Annotated in this window: 19 protein-coding genes; 7 read left to right on the top strand and 12 right to left on the bottom strand. The window is 61.8% G+C overall.

The genetic code is table 11. The features are described from left to right. Positions 1 to 39: 39 nt before the first annotated feature. From AC1ZQA_RS02610 to AC1ZQA_RS02590, 5 genes are all read right to left on the bottom strand, one after another. Complete coding sequence (locus tag AC1ZQA_RS02610) at positions 40 to 645, bottom strand: SCO family protein (protein WP_482678292.1); 606 nt, start codon at positions 643 to 645, stop codon at positions 40 to 42. Then, positions 645 to 1,553 (bottom strand): heme o synthase, encoded by a 909-nt coding sequence (gene cyoE, locus AC1ZQA_RS02605; RefSeq protein WP_482678291.1) that lies wholly within the window; start codon positions 1,551 to 1,553, stop codon positions 645 to 647. Before cyoE ends, AC1ZQA_RS02610 begins: the two co-directional genes overlap by 1 nt. 20 nt (positions 1,554 to 1,573) lie before the next feature. Next, the gene (locus tag AC1ZQA_RS02600) at positions 1,574 to 2,737 is read right to left on the bottom strand and encodes a COX15/CtaA family protein (protein ID WP_482678290.1); all 1,164 of its coding nucleotides are present in this window, start codon (positions 2,735 to 2,737) and stop codon (positions 1,574 to 1,576) included. Continuing rightward, positions 2,734 to 3,318: an SCO family protein gene (locus AC1ZQA_RS02595; RefSeq protein WP_482678289.1), complete on the bottom strand. Its 585-nt coding sequence runs from the start codon at positions 3,316 to 3,318 to the stop codon at positions 2,734 to 2,736. Before AC1ZQA_RS02595 ends, AC1ZQA_RS02600 begins: the two co-directional genes overlap by 4 nt. 112 nt (positions 3,319 to 3,430) lie before the next feature. Further along, the gene (locus AC1ZQA_RS02590) at positions 3,431 to 4,186 is read right to left on the bottom strand and encodes an SURF1 family protein (RefSeq protein WP_482678288.1); all 756 of its coding nucleotides are present in this window, start codon (positions 4,184 to 4,186) and stop codon (positions 3,431 to 3,433) included. A gap of 53 nt (positions 4,187 to 4,239) precedes the next feature. Between AC1ZQA_RS02590 and AC1ZQA_RS02585 the strand changes: the two genes are divergently transcribed. Beyond that, entirely contained in the window at positions 4,240 to 4,443 is a 204-nt protein-coding gene (locus AC1ZQA_RS02585) for a twin transmembrane helix small protein (protein ID WP_482678287.1), read from the top strand. A 54-nt stretch (positions 4,444 to 4,497) separates the two neighbouring features. Here the strand turns inward: AC1ZQA_RS02585 and AC1ZQA_RS02580 are convergent, their stop codons facing one another. The 7 genes from AC1ZQA_RS02580 to AC1ZQA_RS02550 all read right to left on the bottom strand — a co-directional run bounded on the left by AC1ZQA_RS02580 (position 4,498) and on the right by AC1ZQA_RS02550 (position 10,087). After that, entirely contained in the window at positions 4,498 to 5,358 is an 861-nt protein-coding gene (locus tag AC1ZQA_RS02580) for a cytochrome c oxidase subunit 3 (protein ID WP_482678286.1), read from the bottom strand. An 11-nt stretch (positions 5,359 to 5,369) separates the two neighbouring features. Continuing rightward, on the bottom strand, positions 5,370 to 5,585 hold the full coding sequence (locus AC1ZQA_RS02575) for a DUF2970 domain-containing protein (RefSeq protein WP_482678285.1): 216 nt from the start codon (positions 5,583 to 5,585) through the stop codon (positions 5,370 to 5,372). Positions 5,586 to 5,645: 60 nt separating this feature from the next. Beyond that, positions 5,646 to 5,771 (bottom strand): hypothetical protein, encoded by a 126-nt coding sequence (locus AC1ZQA_RS02570; RefSeq protein WP_482678284.1) that lies wholly within the window; start codon positions 5,769 to 5,771, stop codon positions 5,646 to 5,648. 8 nt (positions 5,772 to 5,779) lie between these two features. After that, positions 5,780 to 7,411 (bottom strand): cytochrome c oxidase subunit I, encoded by a 1,632-nt coding sequence (gene ctaD, locus AC1ZQA_RS02565; RefSeq protein WP_482678283.1) that lies wholly within the window; start codon positions 7,409 to 7,411, stop codon positions 5,780 to 5,782. Positions 7,412 to 7,502: 91 nt separating this feature from the next. Beyond that, entirely contained in the window at positions 7,503 to 8,369 is an 867-nt protein-coding gene (gene coxB, locus AC1ZQA_RS02560; protein WP_482678282.1) for a cytochrome c oxidase subunit II, read from the bottom strand. A 40-nt stretch (positions 8,370 to 8,409) separates the two neighbouring features. Next, positions 8,410 to 8,943 (bottom strand): DUF2244 domain-containing protein, encoded by a 534-nt coding sequence (locus tag AC1ZQA_RS02555; RefSeq protein WP_482678281.1) that lies wholly within the window; start codon positions 8,941 to 8,943, stop codon positions 8,410 to 8,412. A gap of 202 nt (positions 8,944 to 9,145) precedes the next feature. Continuing rightward, positions 9,146 to 10,087, bottom strand: coding sequence for a methyltransferase domain-containing protein (locus AC1ZQA_RS02550; protein WP_482678280.1), 942 nt, complete (start codon positions 10,085 to 10,087; stop codon positions 9,146 to 9,148). Positions 10,088 to 10,141: 54 nt separating this feature from the next. On the opposite strand from AC1ZQA_RS02550, the gene AC1ZQA_RS02545 reads away from it, so the two are divergent. The 6 genes from AC1ZQA_RS02545 to merA all read left to right on the top strand — a co-directional run bounded on the left by AC1ZQA_RS02545 (position 10,142) and on the right by merA (position 14,301). Next, positions 10,142 to 10,861, top strand: coding sequence for a ComF family protein (locus tag AC1ZQA_RS02545; protein WP_482678279.1), 720 nt, complete (start codon positions 10,142 to 10,144; stop codon positions 10,859 to 10,861). Between the two features lie 17 nt (positions 10,862 to 10,878). Beyond that, complete coding sequence (gene trmL / locus AC1ZQA_RS02540) at positions 10,879 to 11,349, top strand: tRNA (uridine(34)/cytosine(34)/5-carboxymethylaminomethyluridine(34)-2'-O)-methyltransferase TrmL (RefSeq protein ID WP_482678278.1); 471 nt, start codon at positions 10,879 to 10,881, stop codon at positions 11,347 to 11,349. Between the two features lie 60 nt (positions 11,350 to 11,409). Further along, positions 11,410 to 11,829, top strand: a complete 420-nt coding sequence (merR, locus tag AC1ZQA_RS02535; protein ID WP_482678277.1) for an Hg(II)-responsive transcriptional regulator — start codon at positions 11,410 to 11,412, stop codon at positions 11,827 to 11,829. Positions 11,830 to 11,945: 116 nt separating this feature from the next. Further along, positions 11,946 to 12,311 carry a mercuric ion transporter MerT gene (gene merT / locus AC1ZQA_RS02530; RefSeq protein WP_482678276.1) on the top strand — a complete coding sequence of 122 codons (366 nt, stop codon included), beginning with the start codon at positions 11,946 to 11,948 and terminating at the stop codon, positions 12,309 to 12,311. Positions 12,312 to 12,322: 11 nt separating this feature from the next. Then, a complete protein-coding gene (gene merP / locus AC1ZQA_RS02525; RefSeq protein WP_482678275.1) occupies positions 12,323 to 12,601 on the top strand; it encodes a mercury resistance system periplasmic binding protein MerP in 279 nt (92 codons plus the stop codon). An 8-nt stretch (positions 12,602 to 12,609) separates the two neighbouring features. Continuing rightward, positions 12,610 to 14,301 (top strand): mercury(II) reductase, encoded by a 1,692-nt coding sequence (gene merA / locus AC1ZQA_RS02520; RefSeq protein WP_482678274.1) that lies wholly within the window; start codon positions 12,610 to 12,612, stop codon positions 14,299 to 14,301. Positions 14,302 to 14,356 lie beyond the last annotated feature (55 nt).

The raw sequence follows: 14,356 nt of genomic DNA, 5'->3' as shown, positions 1-14,356 counted from the left end.
ACTGGCCGATCGACGCGGGCAAGCGCTGGCGAGCGCCGCTCAGCGACCGTCGATCAGGGCCTTCAGATCCTGCGCCAGATCGGCGGCAGTCACGCCTTCGCGCTCGAACAGGCGGATCTTGCCTTTCGGATCGAACACATAGAACCCTGCCGTGTGGTCCATGGTGTAGCTGCCCGGCGTCTTGCCCGGCACCTTCTTGTAATACACCTTGAAGTCCTTGGCGGTCTGTTCGATCTGCGTGGGCGTGCCCGTGAGTGCGAGAAAGGTCGGGTTGAAGTGGGTGACGTAGGACTTGAGAATTTCAGGCGTATCGCGCTGCGGGTCGACGGTGACGAACAGGAACTGCACATCCCGCGCCTTGTCGCCCAGGTCATCCATGGCCTGCGCCACCACCTGCATCGACGCCGGGCAGATATCGGGGCACTGGGTGTAGCCAAAGTACATCACCACCACCTTGCCGGCAAAGTCTGACAAGGTGCGCTGCTTGCCGTTGAAATCGGTCAGGTCAAAGCCGCTTGCATAGGGCACGCCGGTGATGTCCACCCCGTGAAATGCATACGGCTTGCTGCAGGCGGCCAAGGCCAGGACGGATGCCGAGGCAGCAAGGACGAAGCTGCGGCGGGCGGCAGAGAAACGCTTGGGCATCAGACGAAATGGAAGTGCAAATAGTGATCGACCAGCAGGGCCGCAAAGAGCAACGAAAGGTACAGGATGGAATAGCGGAACGTCTTGCGCGAGAGCAAATCGCTGTATTCACGCTTGAGCGCCCAGGCGTAGGCGATGAAAATGCCGTCGAGCACCACTGCGCTGGCCAGATAGATCAGTCCGCTCATGCCCAGCACATAGGGCAGCAAGGTCACTGCTGACAGCAGGAGGGTGTACAGCAGGATCTGGGTCCGAGTGAATTCTGAGCCGTGCGTGACCGGCAGCATGGGCAGGCCGGACTTTTTGTAGTCTTCCACACGGTAGAGCGCCAGCGCCCAGAAGTGCGGCGGTGTCCAGAGAAAAATGATGAGGAACAGCAGCATGGCCTCGACAGACACATGGCCGCTGACTGCAGCCCAGCCCAGCACCGGCGGCATGGCGCCAGAAGCCCCGCCGATGACGATGTTCTGCGGCGTGGCCGGTTTGAGGAAGATGGTGTAAACCACCGCATAGCCCACGAAGGTGCCGAAGGTCAGCCACATGGTGAGTGGATTGACCTGGGTGTAGAGCAGCCACATGCCCGCGGCGCAAAGCACGCCGGAAAAGCTGATGATGGCCGCCGCGCCAAGCTCGCCATTGGCCGAGGGGCGCCAGGCAGTGCGGCGCATCACTGCGTCGATCTTCTGCTCGACCAGGCAGTTGAACGCCGCCGCCGCACTGGCCACCAGCCAGATGCCCAGGGTGCCAAACACCACCGGCTGCCAGGCAGGCAGCGTGGACTCGGCGAGAAACATGCCGATCACGGCGCAGAACACGATGAGCTGTACCACGCGGGGCTTGGTCAGCGCGTACAGCTGCGAGGCCACACGAAGCGGACTGGGAGCGTTGTTGAGAACTTGAGGATTCATGCTGATCTCCACGAAATGGATCAGTGCCTGGGCAGCACCTGGCCCGCCCGTTGCTTGACGAAGGAAGAACCAAGAGACTCCGAAGGCGCCTGCTGACGCACCGTCGCGCTGACACGATAGATGCCCGTGGTGAGCAGCAGCACGAGAATGGCCGAACCGCCGTTGTGCGCAACCGCGACGACGAGCGGGTGACCCTCGGTCACGAGCACGATGCCGAAGATCACCTGCAGCACCACGGCGAACGCGATCCAGCCGGCCAGCCGACGCAGCGCCGGATGCCGCCACATGGCGGCCACTGCGGCGAACACTGCAGCCGTGGCAAAAATCGCAAACAGTCTGTGGCCCCACTGAATGGCCACCAGCGCAGCTTCGGTAATGGGCTGACCATCCCCGGTCAGGCCCAGATGGCGCCAGAAGGTGAAGCCCTGTGCCCAGTTGGCATCTGGTGTGAAGGTGCCGTTGCAGGTCGGAAAGCCACTGCAGGCCAGTGCGGCGTAGTTGGTGCTGGTCCAGCCACCCAGGAAAATCTGCATCAGCACGGCGGCCGTGGCCGTCCAGAGCAAGGTCCGGGTCAGCCCCCCGGCATGGACACTCACCAGATCGGCCCGGTTACGCATCCAGAACCAGGCCAGAAGCATGAGCAGGATGATGCCACCCATCAGGTGCAGTGTGACGACCAGTGGGATCAGCTGCATGGTCACCGTCCACTTGCCGAACAGACCCTGCAGCACGACCCAGAAAAACAGCGCAAGGGGCAGGCCAAGCTGAATATCCTCACCATGCTTGCGGGCCCAGATGGCGCGCGCCAGCAGCACCATGATGAGTGTGCCGATGATGCTGCCCGCATAGCGATGGATCATCTCGATCCAGGCCTTGAACGGGCTCACATACCCCTGCGTACCGCCCTGCTCCTTCACTGCCTGCGCAATTTGCTCATGCGCCTGCAGCGGTGTGAATTTGGAATAGCACCCTGGCCAGTCCGGGCATCCCAGACCTGAGTCCGTGAGGCGGACGTACGAGCCGAACATCACCAGATCGAGCGTGAGGAACACCAGCACGGCGGTGAGCTTGGACCAGCGCATTTTCAAACCGATCCAGAACACTCCTGCGAGCACGATGACCCACACCAACGCCTGCACCCAGTGCAGGGAAAACTGCCAGATGGCATTGCTTGCGAGATTCATTGCACCGGCTCCACATGCTTGAATTTGATCCCGGCGTTGTTGAACAACAGCCGCGTGAGCACACGCCGCATCTTGGTGGGATCGGGATTGGCCGGGAACTGCATCATCAGATGACCGAACGGATCGACAAGCCAGGTCGGGCCCTGCAGCATCCCGCCCTTGTTGGGCAGCCAGGCAAGGAGCCTCTGCGGATCTGCCCGCAACATCAACGTTCCTTCGGCAGGCACCAGCACGCCCGGGTTGACCGCTGCATCATCGGTGATCAGCCAGACACGAACGATCTGATCGCGGTTATCGCCCTGCGCAATGCGGATCTGGCGCATGTAGAAAAGTGACCGCTGGCATTGTGCGTCGCAGGCTGCAGGCGCTGCCATCACCATCAGCCAGTAGCCTTCGAGCCGCCTGAGATCGTAAGGCTTGCCATCGAGTGTCTTCAGTCCGAGATCGAGCGGGATGGGCCGCTGGGGCTCGACCAGAGAGCCATAGGGTGGCTTGCCGGTGGGATGCACCACATAGAACAGAAAAAAGGCCGCCACGATGGGCGCAGCCGACATGGCGAGCAGCAACCACAGCGTGAACATCGAACGTGGCTTACGGGCCGGTGTCTGGCCTGGGGAATTCAAACTGGAGGTCAAGGGTGTGCTCACAATCGCTGCGTCTAAAAGGGTGCGTCAGGACAATCAAGGCGTGCGCTCATGCCCCATCTGGCGGGGTGAGCGCGCCGCGGCCCAACCTGAACTTTCGCAAACGCCAGAAAACAAAATAAATCAACAAGACGACGCCCGTTGCACTCATGCCGAACCACTGCGCAGCGTACCCGTAGTTCGTGCTGATTCCCGTATTGGCGGCAGGCCATTCGCGTCCCAGGCCGTCATGCAGGTTGCCGGATTGGCGCAACACAAAGGGAAGCAACTTGATGTGGTGGAAGGCCGCAAACTGCTTCAGGTTCACATTTTGCCGGATCACGGCAGCAGGCGGATCGGAGAAAAACGAAAACCATTCTGAGGGCGGCGGGGCGATGAGTCCATCGATCTGCGTCAATCCTTGAGGCGTTATGTAGGGGGCAATCAAATCCATTGCCTGAAAATTGCGCGGAATCCATCCCCGCTGCACCATCACGTACTCGTCGCGCCCCGCCAGCTTCAGCGGAGTCATCACCCAGAATCCCGTCTGCTCATTCTGCTGGCGGTTCTGCAGATACACGGTCAATTTTTCCGCGAAAGACCCTGTCGCCGTGGCGCGTCTCCAGATATCGGCCTGCAACCGAATGTTGTCCGCACCGATCCGCAGGGGAGATGCGCGTTCGCGCTGATCCATGCGCAAATGCAGGGCTTCCTTTTCGTGGGCACGGCCGAGTTGCCAGAAACCAAGCGAAGTCGTGATGCCGATCACCAACACGCCCAGAATGATGATCAGCAAGTCCTTGGGGCCAAAGGCACGCATCTGCATTCGACTCGGAGAATCTGAGGTAATCTGCTCACTCAATTGCACAGGCTCGCACCATGAAAATCCTGATCCCCATTGCCTTCCTGCTCATCATTGCCAGCTTGTTTTCCGGCCTGTTCTTTGTGATGAAGGATAAGGGCAAAAGCAATCGCGCTGTGTATGCACTGACTTTCCGAGTCGGCTTCTCGGTCCTGTTGTTCCTCATTCTGATCATCAGCTACAAGTTGGGTTGGATCCACCCGCATGATGTCGGTCAGTAAGCAGGAAGTAAAAATGCGCCGCAAATGCGGCGCATTTTCCTGATTCGTGCTCAATCAGAGCCAGTAAACCAGCACATACAGCAGCAACCAGACCACGTCCACGAAGTGCCAATACCACGCGGCCCCTTCGAAGGCAAAATGATGATCGGCAGTGAAGTTGCCCTTGATCAACCGGTAGAGCACCACCGAGAGCATGGTGGCGCCGAGAAACACGTGGAAGCCATGAAAACCCGTCAGCATGAAAAAGGTCGACCCGTAGATCCCGGAAGTCAGTTTCACGCCTTCGACGGTGTAGGCGTGGTGGTATTCGTAACCCTGCATGAAGAGGAAGACGACACCCAGCGCGATCGTGAGAGCCAGCCAGAAGATGGCTTTGCCACGATGAGCTGCGCGAAGTGCATGGTGCGCGATGGTCAGCGTGACACCAGAGCTCAGCAGCAACGCGGTGTTGATCGTGGGAATCGGCCAGGGACCCAACGCCTCGGGCACCGCCGGAATGAGACCTCCAGGGCCTGTGGACGGCCAGGTGCCGCTGAAATTCGGCCAGAGAATCTTGCTGTGCAGAGCTGAAAGATCAGGCAGGGAAAACTCACGCGAGTAATACAGCGCGCCGAAGAACGATGCAAAGAACATCACTTCGGAGAAAATGAACCAGGCCATGCTCCAGCGATAAGAAACATCGACGCGCTGGTTATGTTTTCCGGATTCGCTCTCGCCAATGGCCTTGCCGAACCAGCTGAACACGACGTAAACCAGCCAGACAAAACCGGCAAGCAACAGCCATTCCGCATGGGGAACCCCATTGAACCAGAGCGCCGCACCGAGCGCCATTGCCAATAACCCGGCCGATGTCAAGACTGGGTACTGTGACGGTCCAGGTAAAAAATACCCATGCGGCTGGGATGTCGATGCCATATTGCCTCCTGTTATGTGCGCGCAGCGCTGGAAATCACGAAATTGACAATCAAGATCAATCCGACAACAAACACGAACGCTGCAATCAATCCAGCAGCGACGATGTGTTCAGGTCGTGCATTTTGAAAATCTTTACTACGTTCACTCGACTTGCGGATTCCGGCAAACGACCAGAGCACCGCAATCAGTGCACGGAGGAAAGACGGCTGAGGTTCTTTGCTCAACACAGTTGCTCTATTCAAGTTCATGTGGGGCGCCGTCAACATCCTGCGCCCCACATGAATGAATCAAATACCCAATACCTTTGCCTTGATGAGATAACCAAAATAAATCGCCAGTGCGATACTGACTATGATCATCGCCGTTTTGAAATTCTGACGGCGCTTTTCTGGAGGAAGCTGGCGATTACTCATTTCGATTCTCAGTTGTAACCCAGCACGCGGGTTGCATCGGCATTGAGCTTGGGCGGGGTTTCGAAGGTATGGAACGGTGCCGGTGACGGAATTTCCCACTCGAGACCTTCCGCACCTTCCCACGGGCGCTGAGGCGCCTTTTCACCCTTGCCGCGCAGCATGGGAATCACCACCGCGAACAGGAAGTAGGCCTGCGACAGACCGAACAGCCAAGCGCCAACAGTGGAGATCTGGTTGAAGTCAGTGAACTGCACCGGGTAGGCCACATAGCGACGCGGCATGCCAGCCAGACCCAGGAAGTGTTGCGGGAAGAAGGCGATATTGAACGAAATCATGGAGGTCCAGAAGTGGATCTTGCCTGCTGTTTCGTTGTACATCACCCCAGTCCACTTGGGCGACCAGTAGTAGAAGCCCATGAAAATACCGAACAGCGAACCAGCCACCAGCACATAGTGGAAGTGGGCGATCACGAAGTAAGTGTTGTGCACCTGGGTGTCGATGGGCACCATGGCGAGCATCAGGCCGGTGAAGCCACCCAGCGTGAACACGAAGATGAAGCCGATGGCGAACAGCATCGGGGTTTCAAACGTCATGGAACCACGCCACATGGTGGCCACCCAGTTGAACACCTTCACGCCCGTGGGCACGGCGATCAGCATGGTGGCGTACATGAAGAACAGCTGACCTGTGGTGGGCATGCCCGCGGTGAACATGTGGTGCGCCCAGACCAGGAAGGACAGGATGGCGATGGAAGCCGACGCGTACACCATCGAGCTGTATCCAAACAGACGCTTGCGGGCAAACGCCGGGATGACCGAGCTGACGATGCCGAACACCGGCAGGATCATCACGTACACCTCGGGGTGGCCGAAGAACCAGAACAGATGCTGATAAAGCACCGGATCACCACCGCCAGCAGCGCTGAAGAAACTGGTACCGAAGTGACGGTCGGTCAGGGTCATGGTGACCGCGCCTGCCAGAACCGGCATGATGGCCAGCAGCAGGTAGGCGGTGATCAGCCAGGTCCAGACGAACAGCGGCATTTTCATCAGGGTCATGCCGGGAGCGCGCAGGTTCAGGATGGTCACGATGATGTTGATCGACCCCATGATGGACGAAGCGCCCATGATGTGGATCGCGAAAATCACCATGTCCATGCCCATGCCTTGCTGAACGGTCAGGGGGGCGTAGAGTGTCCAGCCCACACCGGGGGCACCGCCGGGCACGAAGAACGAGGCAGTCAGCAGGATGCCCGCAGGAATGAGCAGCCAGAAGCTGAGATTGTTCAGCCGCGGGAAGGCCATGTCGGGCGCACCGATCTGCAGCGGAATCATCCAGTTGGCAAAACCCACCAGCGCGGGCATGACCGAGCCGAAGATCATCATGATGCCGTGCATCGTGGAGAACGCGTTGTACAACTCGGGGTTGAGCAGCCAGACGTAAGGCTTCCACAGTTCGGTGCGGATACCGAGCGCGAGAATGCCGCCCTCGAACAGCATCCACAGGGCAAACAGCAGATACATCGTGCCGATGTCCTTGTGGTTGGTGGAGAACAGCCAGCGGCTGATGCCGTGCGGATGTTCGTGGGCGTGGTCACCGGCATGGGCCGATGGCGGTGCGTGGTCAATGACTGCGCTCATGGTGACTTCCTTTCCTGCGATTCCAGAAAATGTTGAAACGTTGTTCTCGTGCTTGCCGCGTTGTTATGGGCTGTCTCCCACCACGCCCCGATCAGGTTTTGCTGGGCGCTGCGCCGTCAGCCGGCGGCGTGCTGTCGGGATGCGCCTTTTTCCATTGCGCCACCCATTGCTCGTACTCGGGCATGGTCACCACCTTGATGACGATGGGCATGAAGGCGTGATACTTGCCGCAGATCTGCGCGCACTGGCCGTAATAGGTGCCGGTCTTCTCGGCAGTGAACCAGGTCGAACGGACGAAGCCGGGAATGGCGTCCATCTGCACCCCCAGGGCATTCACATAGAAACCATGCAGCACATCGTCGGAGGTGGTGACGATCTTGATCTTCTTGTCCACCGGCACGACCAGTTCATGATCCACCGCCAGAACAAAGTTGTTCGGCAGATCCTTGCCTTGATAGATTTCGGAGTAGGGCGTCGTCAGCGTCGACCAGAACGAGATTCCCTTGCCAGGTCCGGCCATGTAGTCATAGCCCCACTTCCATTGCGCGCCGGTTGCCTTGACGGTCATGAAGGAATCACTGTGGTTTTCCTGAGCGATGACGGTGCGGGTGGCCGGAATCAGGATGGCGATCACGATCAGGATCGGGATGACCGTCCAGGCGATCTCGACCTTGGTGCTTTCATGAAAGTGCGCAGCTACGGCACCCTTGGATTTACGGTGCTTGAACACCGAATAGAACATTGCGCCGAACACCACGATCCCGATGCCCAGACAGACCCAGAGCATCATGTCCATCAGGAACTGCTCCTGCCTGGCCATGGGAGAAACAGGATTCTGGAAATACAGACCCCAGGTTTGCGGACCTCCGGGAATGCTTTCCACCGCGGCATGCGCCGCGCCCATGACACCCAGAAGAGATGCCGCGGTAGCCAGTCGGATTTGATGCAATGCTTTCATGTCGCCCCACTCTAAGAATTGGTCTTGTCCCTAAAACACATCAAAGGGCGCGCAAAGCGGCCCGCAAATCTTTCGCCAGTACTGCACGCCGCTCCGGGCGGGCGTAGCGGCCGATGTAGGCCGTTTTTCCGGCTGACGACAACTCGATCAGCCCACTCTCCGGCAGCGACACCCGCACCCAAACCGGGTTGAAACTGACGGTCTGCACAACACCCGCGTTTTCCCATTCCACCTGCAACTGCTGCGCGGACAAACGCACACGCTCTTGATCGGTCGCGTGGCGCCCATAGACGAACAACGCAATCGCCACCGAACCCAATTCGATTCCGGTGAACGGCATCACCAGAGAACCGCCCACATCCCAGGCGATCGCCGCAACCATCAGCGACACCACGCTCAGCGACACAAAAAACACCACCAACTGCTGCGGTGACATGGAACAGTTGCGGCGGAAAACCCAGTTGCGCAACCAGTTCTCGCCCTGCTCCTGCTGGCCGTCCAGACTTTCAGCGGCCAGCGGCAGGCCTTGCGGCGCGCGCTCTGCAAGACATTGCTGAGAATCGGCGTTGTGCATTTACATCACCTGTGATCGTCGTTGGGTCGTGGCGTGTCGCTCGTCACAGACCTATATGAGTGATCGATTATAGGTGCGACACCATGTCGCATCGCGATTCTGCAGATCACTTGACTCTATTTTGCGTGAGATCAAGATGACGCAGTTACATTCTGATCCATGAATGTTGCAGACACTCACTGCGACAAACGGTCACAGGTTTTTAGTCCAGACGCCGACCTCTCGGCAATCCGGGTTGACGCGCAGTGTTGCGCAATTGTTCGACATCGAAAGCGGCCTGACCGGCCTGCGCGCGCTCGGTGCGCGGGCGGAATGCGTGGCCATAAACCAACTCGAATGTCAGGGAAATGCGGCCGTCGGCTCCCGCCGTGGCCTCCAGCGCGTCCGTCAGTCGCTTCCAGGCGCGGGGCGTCCGCAACCCCGGGGCATGCGCCGCATGCGGCACCGCGCCCAGCGCGCGCAACTCCAGCAGCGCGGCCTGTGCGGACGCCCAGGTCATGCGCACCAGTTCCATGTCCATCACCGGATCGGCAAAGCCCGCCTGAATCAGTTCATCCCCGAGGTCGTGCATGTCGGTGAAGGCCATCGGCTGCGAGTCGTAGCCAATGGTGCGGCAGACTGCGGCGAGTTCCTTGAGTGTGTCCGGGCCAAACGTGGTGAAAAACAGTGCGCCCTCGGGCTGGAGCTGTCGCCGCCACGCGGCCAGAACCGGCGCGCGATCGCGCTGCCAATCCAGGTAGAGGTTGGACCACAGCACATCGGCCTGCGCGGGGTATTCAGGGTCTGCAGCGTCCACCGCCTGCACCTGCACCATGCTTTGCCGCCCGAACCAGCGCGCCCAGCCCGAGCGTGCAAAGCGTCTTGCTGCAGCCTGCGCCAGCAGCGGAGAAGGTTCATAGCCGAGGATCTGCGCTTGCGGATACTGTTGATGAAGCAAAGCCAGGCCATCGCCCCAGGCGCAGCCGGCATCGAGCACGCGTCGTGCCTGCATGCGGAGCAGGGGCAGACGCTCGGCCATGCGCCGCGCCGCCTCCTGCCAGATGAAGGGCGCAGGAAGCCGTGCCAGCCGGTCGCGCGCGCAGGCGGCGGCTGCCAGCCAGCGGGCTTGCTGTTGCGCGGCAAGGAATTGATCGGGGCGATCCATCGGCCAGGGCAAATTGAGGAGCGATACCGCGCGAGCGGGCGATATAGTGCGGCGATGCCTGCACTCGAGCGCCCTATTTTGCCTGCCTCGCGCTGGTCCACGCTGTGGCCCGGTCGTTGCGCGCACTGCGAGGCCCGCAGCAGCCAGCCGCTGTGCAACGCCTGCCTGCAGCAGGACCTGCCACTGCGCCCGCGCTGCCCGCGCTGTGGCGTGGGCGTTGCACAGGATGGGCAGATCTGCGGCCATTGCCTGCTCCATCCCCCGCGGTGGGTCGGCGCGCTGACCCTGGGCGACTACCGCTTTCCGAACGATCAATTCATTCTGCGCATGAAGTTCGGCGCCGAGCCCGCCATCGGGCGCTGGTTTGGCGATCTGCTCGGTGCACGCTGGTTGGATGCCGGGCTGCCACTGCCCGATCGCATCCTGCCCGTTCCGCTCTCGCGCGAGCGGTTGCGCGAACGCGGCTTCAACCCGGCATGGGAGATGGCCCGGCGCATTGCAAAGTGGCTGGATCGCCCTGCAGATCCACATGCCCTGCAGCGGGTGCGACAGGGCATCGCGCAGAGCAAGCTGCCGCTCGACGCCCGCAAGCGCAATATCCGGGGCGCCTATGCCTGCCAGACCCGCTTGGATGGCAAGTCCGTGCTGCTGGTGGACGATGTCATGACCTCGGGCGCCACACTGGCCGAGGCGACCCAGGTGCTGCTGCAACAGGGTGCGACCACCGTGCGAGTGGCTGTCGCCCTGCGCACGCCGCTCGACCCCGCACCCTGATTCCTCCGTTCAAACCCATGTTCCACGTCGTACTGGTTCAACCGGAAATTCCACCCAACACCGGCAACATCATTCGCCTGTGCGCCAACACGGGCTGCAGCCTCCACCTCATCGAACCCCTGGGGTTCACGGTGGAAGACCGGCAGTTGCGCCGCGCGGGGCTGGACTATCACGAATACGCCAGCATGCAGATTCACGCGGATTGGACCCAGTTCGTGCAGACCGCGCAGCCGCCCCGCGAGCGCCTGTTCGCGTTCACCACGCGGGGCAGTCAACTGATCGGCGAGCAGCGTTTCCAGCCGGGCGACTGGCTGGTGTTCGGCGCCGAGACCAGCGGATTGCCGGAGGACGTGCGCGCGCAGTTTCCGCCGCAGCAGCGCGTGCGCCTGCCGATGCGCCAGGGGCAGCGCAGCCTGAATCTGTCGAATGCCGTGGCGGTGACGGTCTTCGAGGCGTGGCGGCAGAATGGCTATGCAGGCGGGGTCTGACGCGGCAGCGAAAATGGCAATTTCACCAGAGCTTCTGGAACACGGACTGGAGACAAGACGATGCAAACGCCCTCGAATGGCCTGACCATCGGCGCGGTCGCCCGGGCCGCTGGAGTGAATGTCGAGACCATCCGGTTCTATCAACGCAAGGGCTTGCTGAGCGAACCCGATCGACCGCAGGGCAGTGTGCGCCGTTATGGGCCAGACGACATCGCGCGCCTGCAATTCATCAAGTCCGCCCAGCGCCTGGGCTTCAGTCTGGTTGAGATCGCGGGCCTGCTCCAGCTCGACGACGGCATGCATTGCGACCAGGCCCGCGAACTGGGCGAGCGCAAGCTCCAGAATGTGCGTGCCAAGCTCGCCGACCTCAAGCGCATGGAATCGGCCCTGGCCCAGATGGTTCGCGCCTGCGGCTCCAGCCATGGCGCCCTGTCCTGCCCCTTGATCGAGGCGCTGCACGGCAAACCGCGCAACACCTGATTGCGCATGCCGCGCAAAGGCCCCATGGGCCTGTCAACCATGACGCAACACCGCTTGACTCCGGACTTTGGTACGGCCCTAAAGTGCCGTCATCGTCAATGCCCTGGAGTTTCAGCATGTCGCAATCCCATCCCTCCCAGCAGCCCAAGGGCCGCGGTGCGCTGTTCGCCGGCGGACTCGCGGCCATTCTGGCCTCCACCTGCTGCCTCGGGCCGCTGATTCTGCTGTCGCTGGGCATCAGCGGCGCGTGGATCGGCAACCTGACCCTGCTCGAACCCTACCGGCCGATCTTCATCGGCGTGGCACTGGTCGCGCTGCTCCTTACCTATCGCCGCTTGTTCAGGGCGCCTGCAGCATGCAAGCCCGGCGAGGTCTGTGCCATTCCTCAGGTCAACGCCACGTACAGGCTGCTGTTCTGGGTCGTGGCCGCGCTGATCGTCGTCGCTCTGTCTTTCCCCTTCGTCGCTCCCCTCTTTTACTGAAAGGACACATCATGAACAAACTTCTGACCTCCCTTGCCCTCAGCCTGGCCTTCACCGCGCCGGCCTGGGCCGCAGTGCAGACCGTGACACTCGCCGTGCCCGGCATGACCTGCGGCGTCTGTCCCATCACGGTGCACAAGGCGCTCACGGCCGTTCCGGGCGTGGAGAAAGTCAGCGTCAACGAAGCCAGGAAGGACGCCGTGGTGACCTTTGACGACACCAAGACCAACGTCAAGGCCCTGATCAAGGCGACGACCGACGCTGGCTATCCCTCGGTCGTCTCCCAGTAAGGCGCCCCATGTCCCTCGCCAGCCCTCCGCGCAGAGCCGTGTTCGACATCGGCGGCATGACCTGCAACGCCTGTGCGACCCATGTGAGCAAGACCCTCGAGCATCTACCGGGGGTGCATTCCGCGCAGGTGTCCTACCCCCAGGGCATCGCGCAGGTGCTGGCCGATGCCGGGGTGTCGCTGGACGCAATGGCTGCCGCCGTCGCCAAGGCTGGCTACTCGGCCCGGCTGACAACACAGACGCTCCGCCCTCCACAGGGTCTGGCCGGCGACACCGGGCAGGCTGGACGCGCCGCTGCGGGCCACGGCCTGCGCATCGCCGTGATCGGCAGCGGCGGTGCGGCAATGGCTGCTGCGATCCGCGCCGCGGCCGATGGTGCGCAGGTCACGCTGATCGAGCGCGGCATCATTGGCGGCACCTGCGTGAACGTGGGCTGTGTGCCGTCCAAAATCCTGATCCGCGCCGCGCACATCGCCCACCTGCGGGGCGAAAGCCCGTTCGACGCAGGCATCTCCGCCACGGCTCCGTCCATCCTGCGCGACAAGCTGCTCGCTCAGCAGCAGGGGCGCGTGGCGGAACTGCGGCACGCCAAGTACGAAAGCATCCTAGAAGGCCAACCGGGCATCACCACCCTGCGCGGCAGCGCACGGTTTCGGGATGCTCACAGCCTGACCGTGGCCCTGCACGACGGCACCGAGCAGGCAGTTGTCTTCGACCGCTGCCTCATCGCCACCGGCGCCAGCGCCGCGATCCCCCCGATCGCCGGGCTGCGTGACACCCCGTACTGGACCTCGACCGAGGCGTTGGAGAGTGACGCCATCCCGCCTCGCCTGGCGGTCATCGGCGCCTCCGTGGTCGCCGTGGAGCTTGCGCAGGCCTTCGCCCGGCTGGGCAGCCAGGTCACCATTCTGGCGCGCAGCACGCTGCTCTCGCAAGACGATCCGGCAATCGGCGCAGCGCTCACCGCAGCCTTGCGCGGCGAGGGCATCACCGTGCACACCCACACCCAGGCCAGCGCGGTGGCGCATGCCGATGGCGTGTTCACCCTGACAACCGAGCAGGGCGCGATCTGCGCCGAGCGTCTGCTGGTGGCCGCAGGGCGCGCGCCCAATACCCGCGACCTGCAGTTGCAGGCAGCGGGCGTGCAGGTCGATGCGCATGGTGCCATTGCGGTGGACGATCATCTGCGCACCAATGTGCCGCACATTTTCGCCGCAGGCGACTGTACCGATCAGCCCCAGTTCGTCTATGTGGCAGCCGCTGGTGGCACGCGCGCGGCAAACAACATGCTCGGCGGCGACGCCAGACTCGATCTTTCCACGATGCCCGCGGTGGTATTCACCGACCCGCAGGTTGCCACGGTCGGCCTGAGCGAGGCGCAGGCACGTTTGCAAGCCATCGAGACCGACAGCCGCACGCTGACTCTGGACAACGTGCCGCGGGCGCTGGCGAACTTCGATACCCGCGGCTTCATCAAGCTGGTCGCCGAGGCCGGCAGCGGGCGACTGCTCGGCGTCCAGGCCGTCGCGGCTGAAGCAGGCGAACTCATCCAGACCGCCGCGCTCGCCATCCGCAATCGCATGACGGTGCAGGAACTCGCCGATCAGCTCTTTCCCTACCTCACCATGGTCGAAGGCCTCAAGCTCGCGGCGCAGACCTTCACCAAGGACGTGAGCCAGCTGTCGTGCTGCGCGGGGTGAGGGTGCAGCACTCTGGTCGGGAATGCCACGCGGCGGCAGTGAACGGCTCTCGAGG

The organism is Thiomonas sp. DCM-2 (assembly GCF_056820905.1).
Note: the sequence above shows the minus strand (reverse complement) of the source record. Positions and strands in the feature narration are given on the sequence as shown.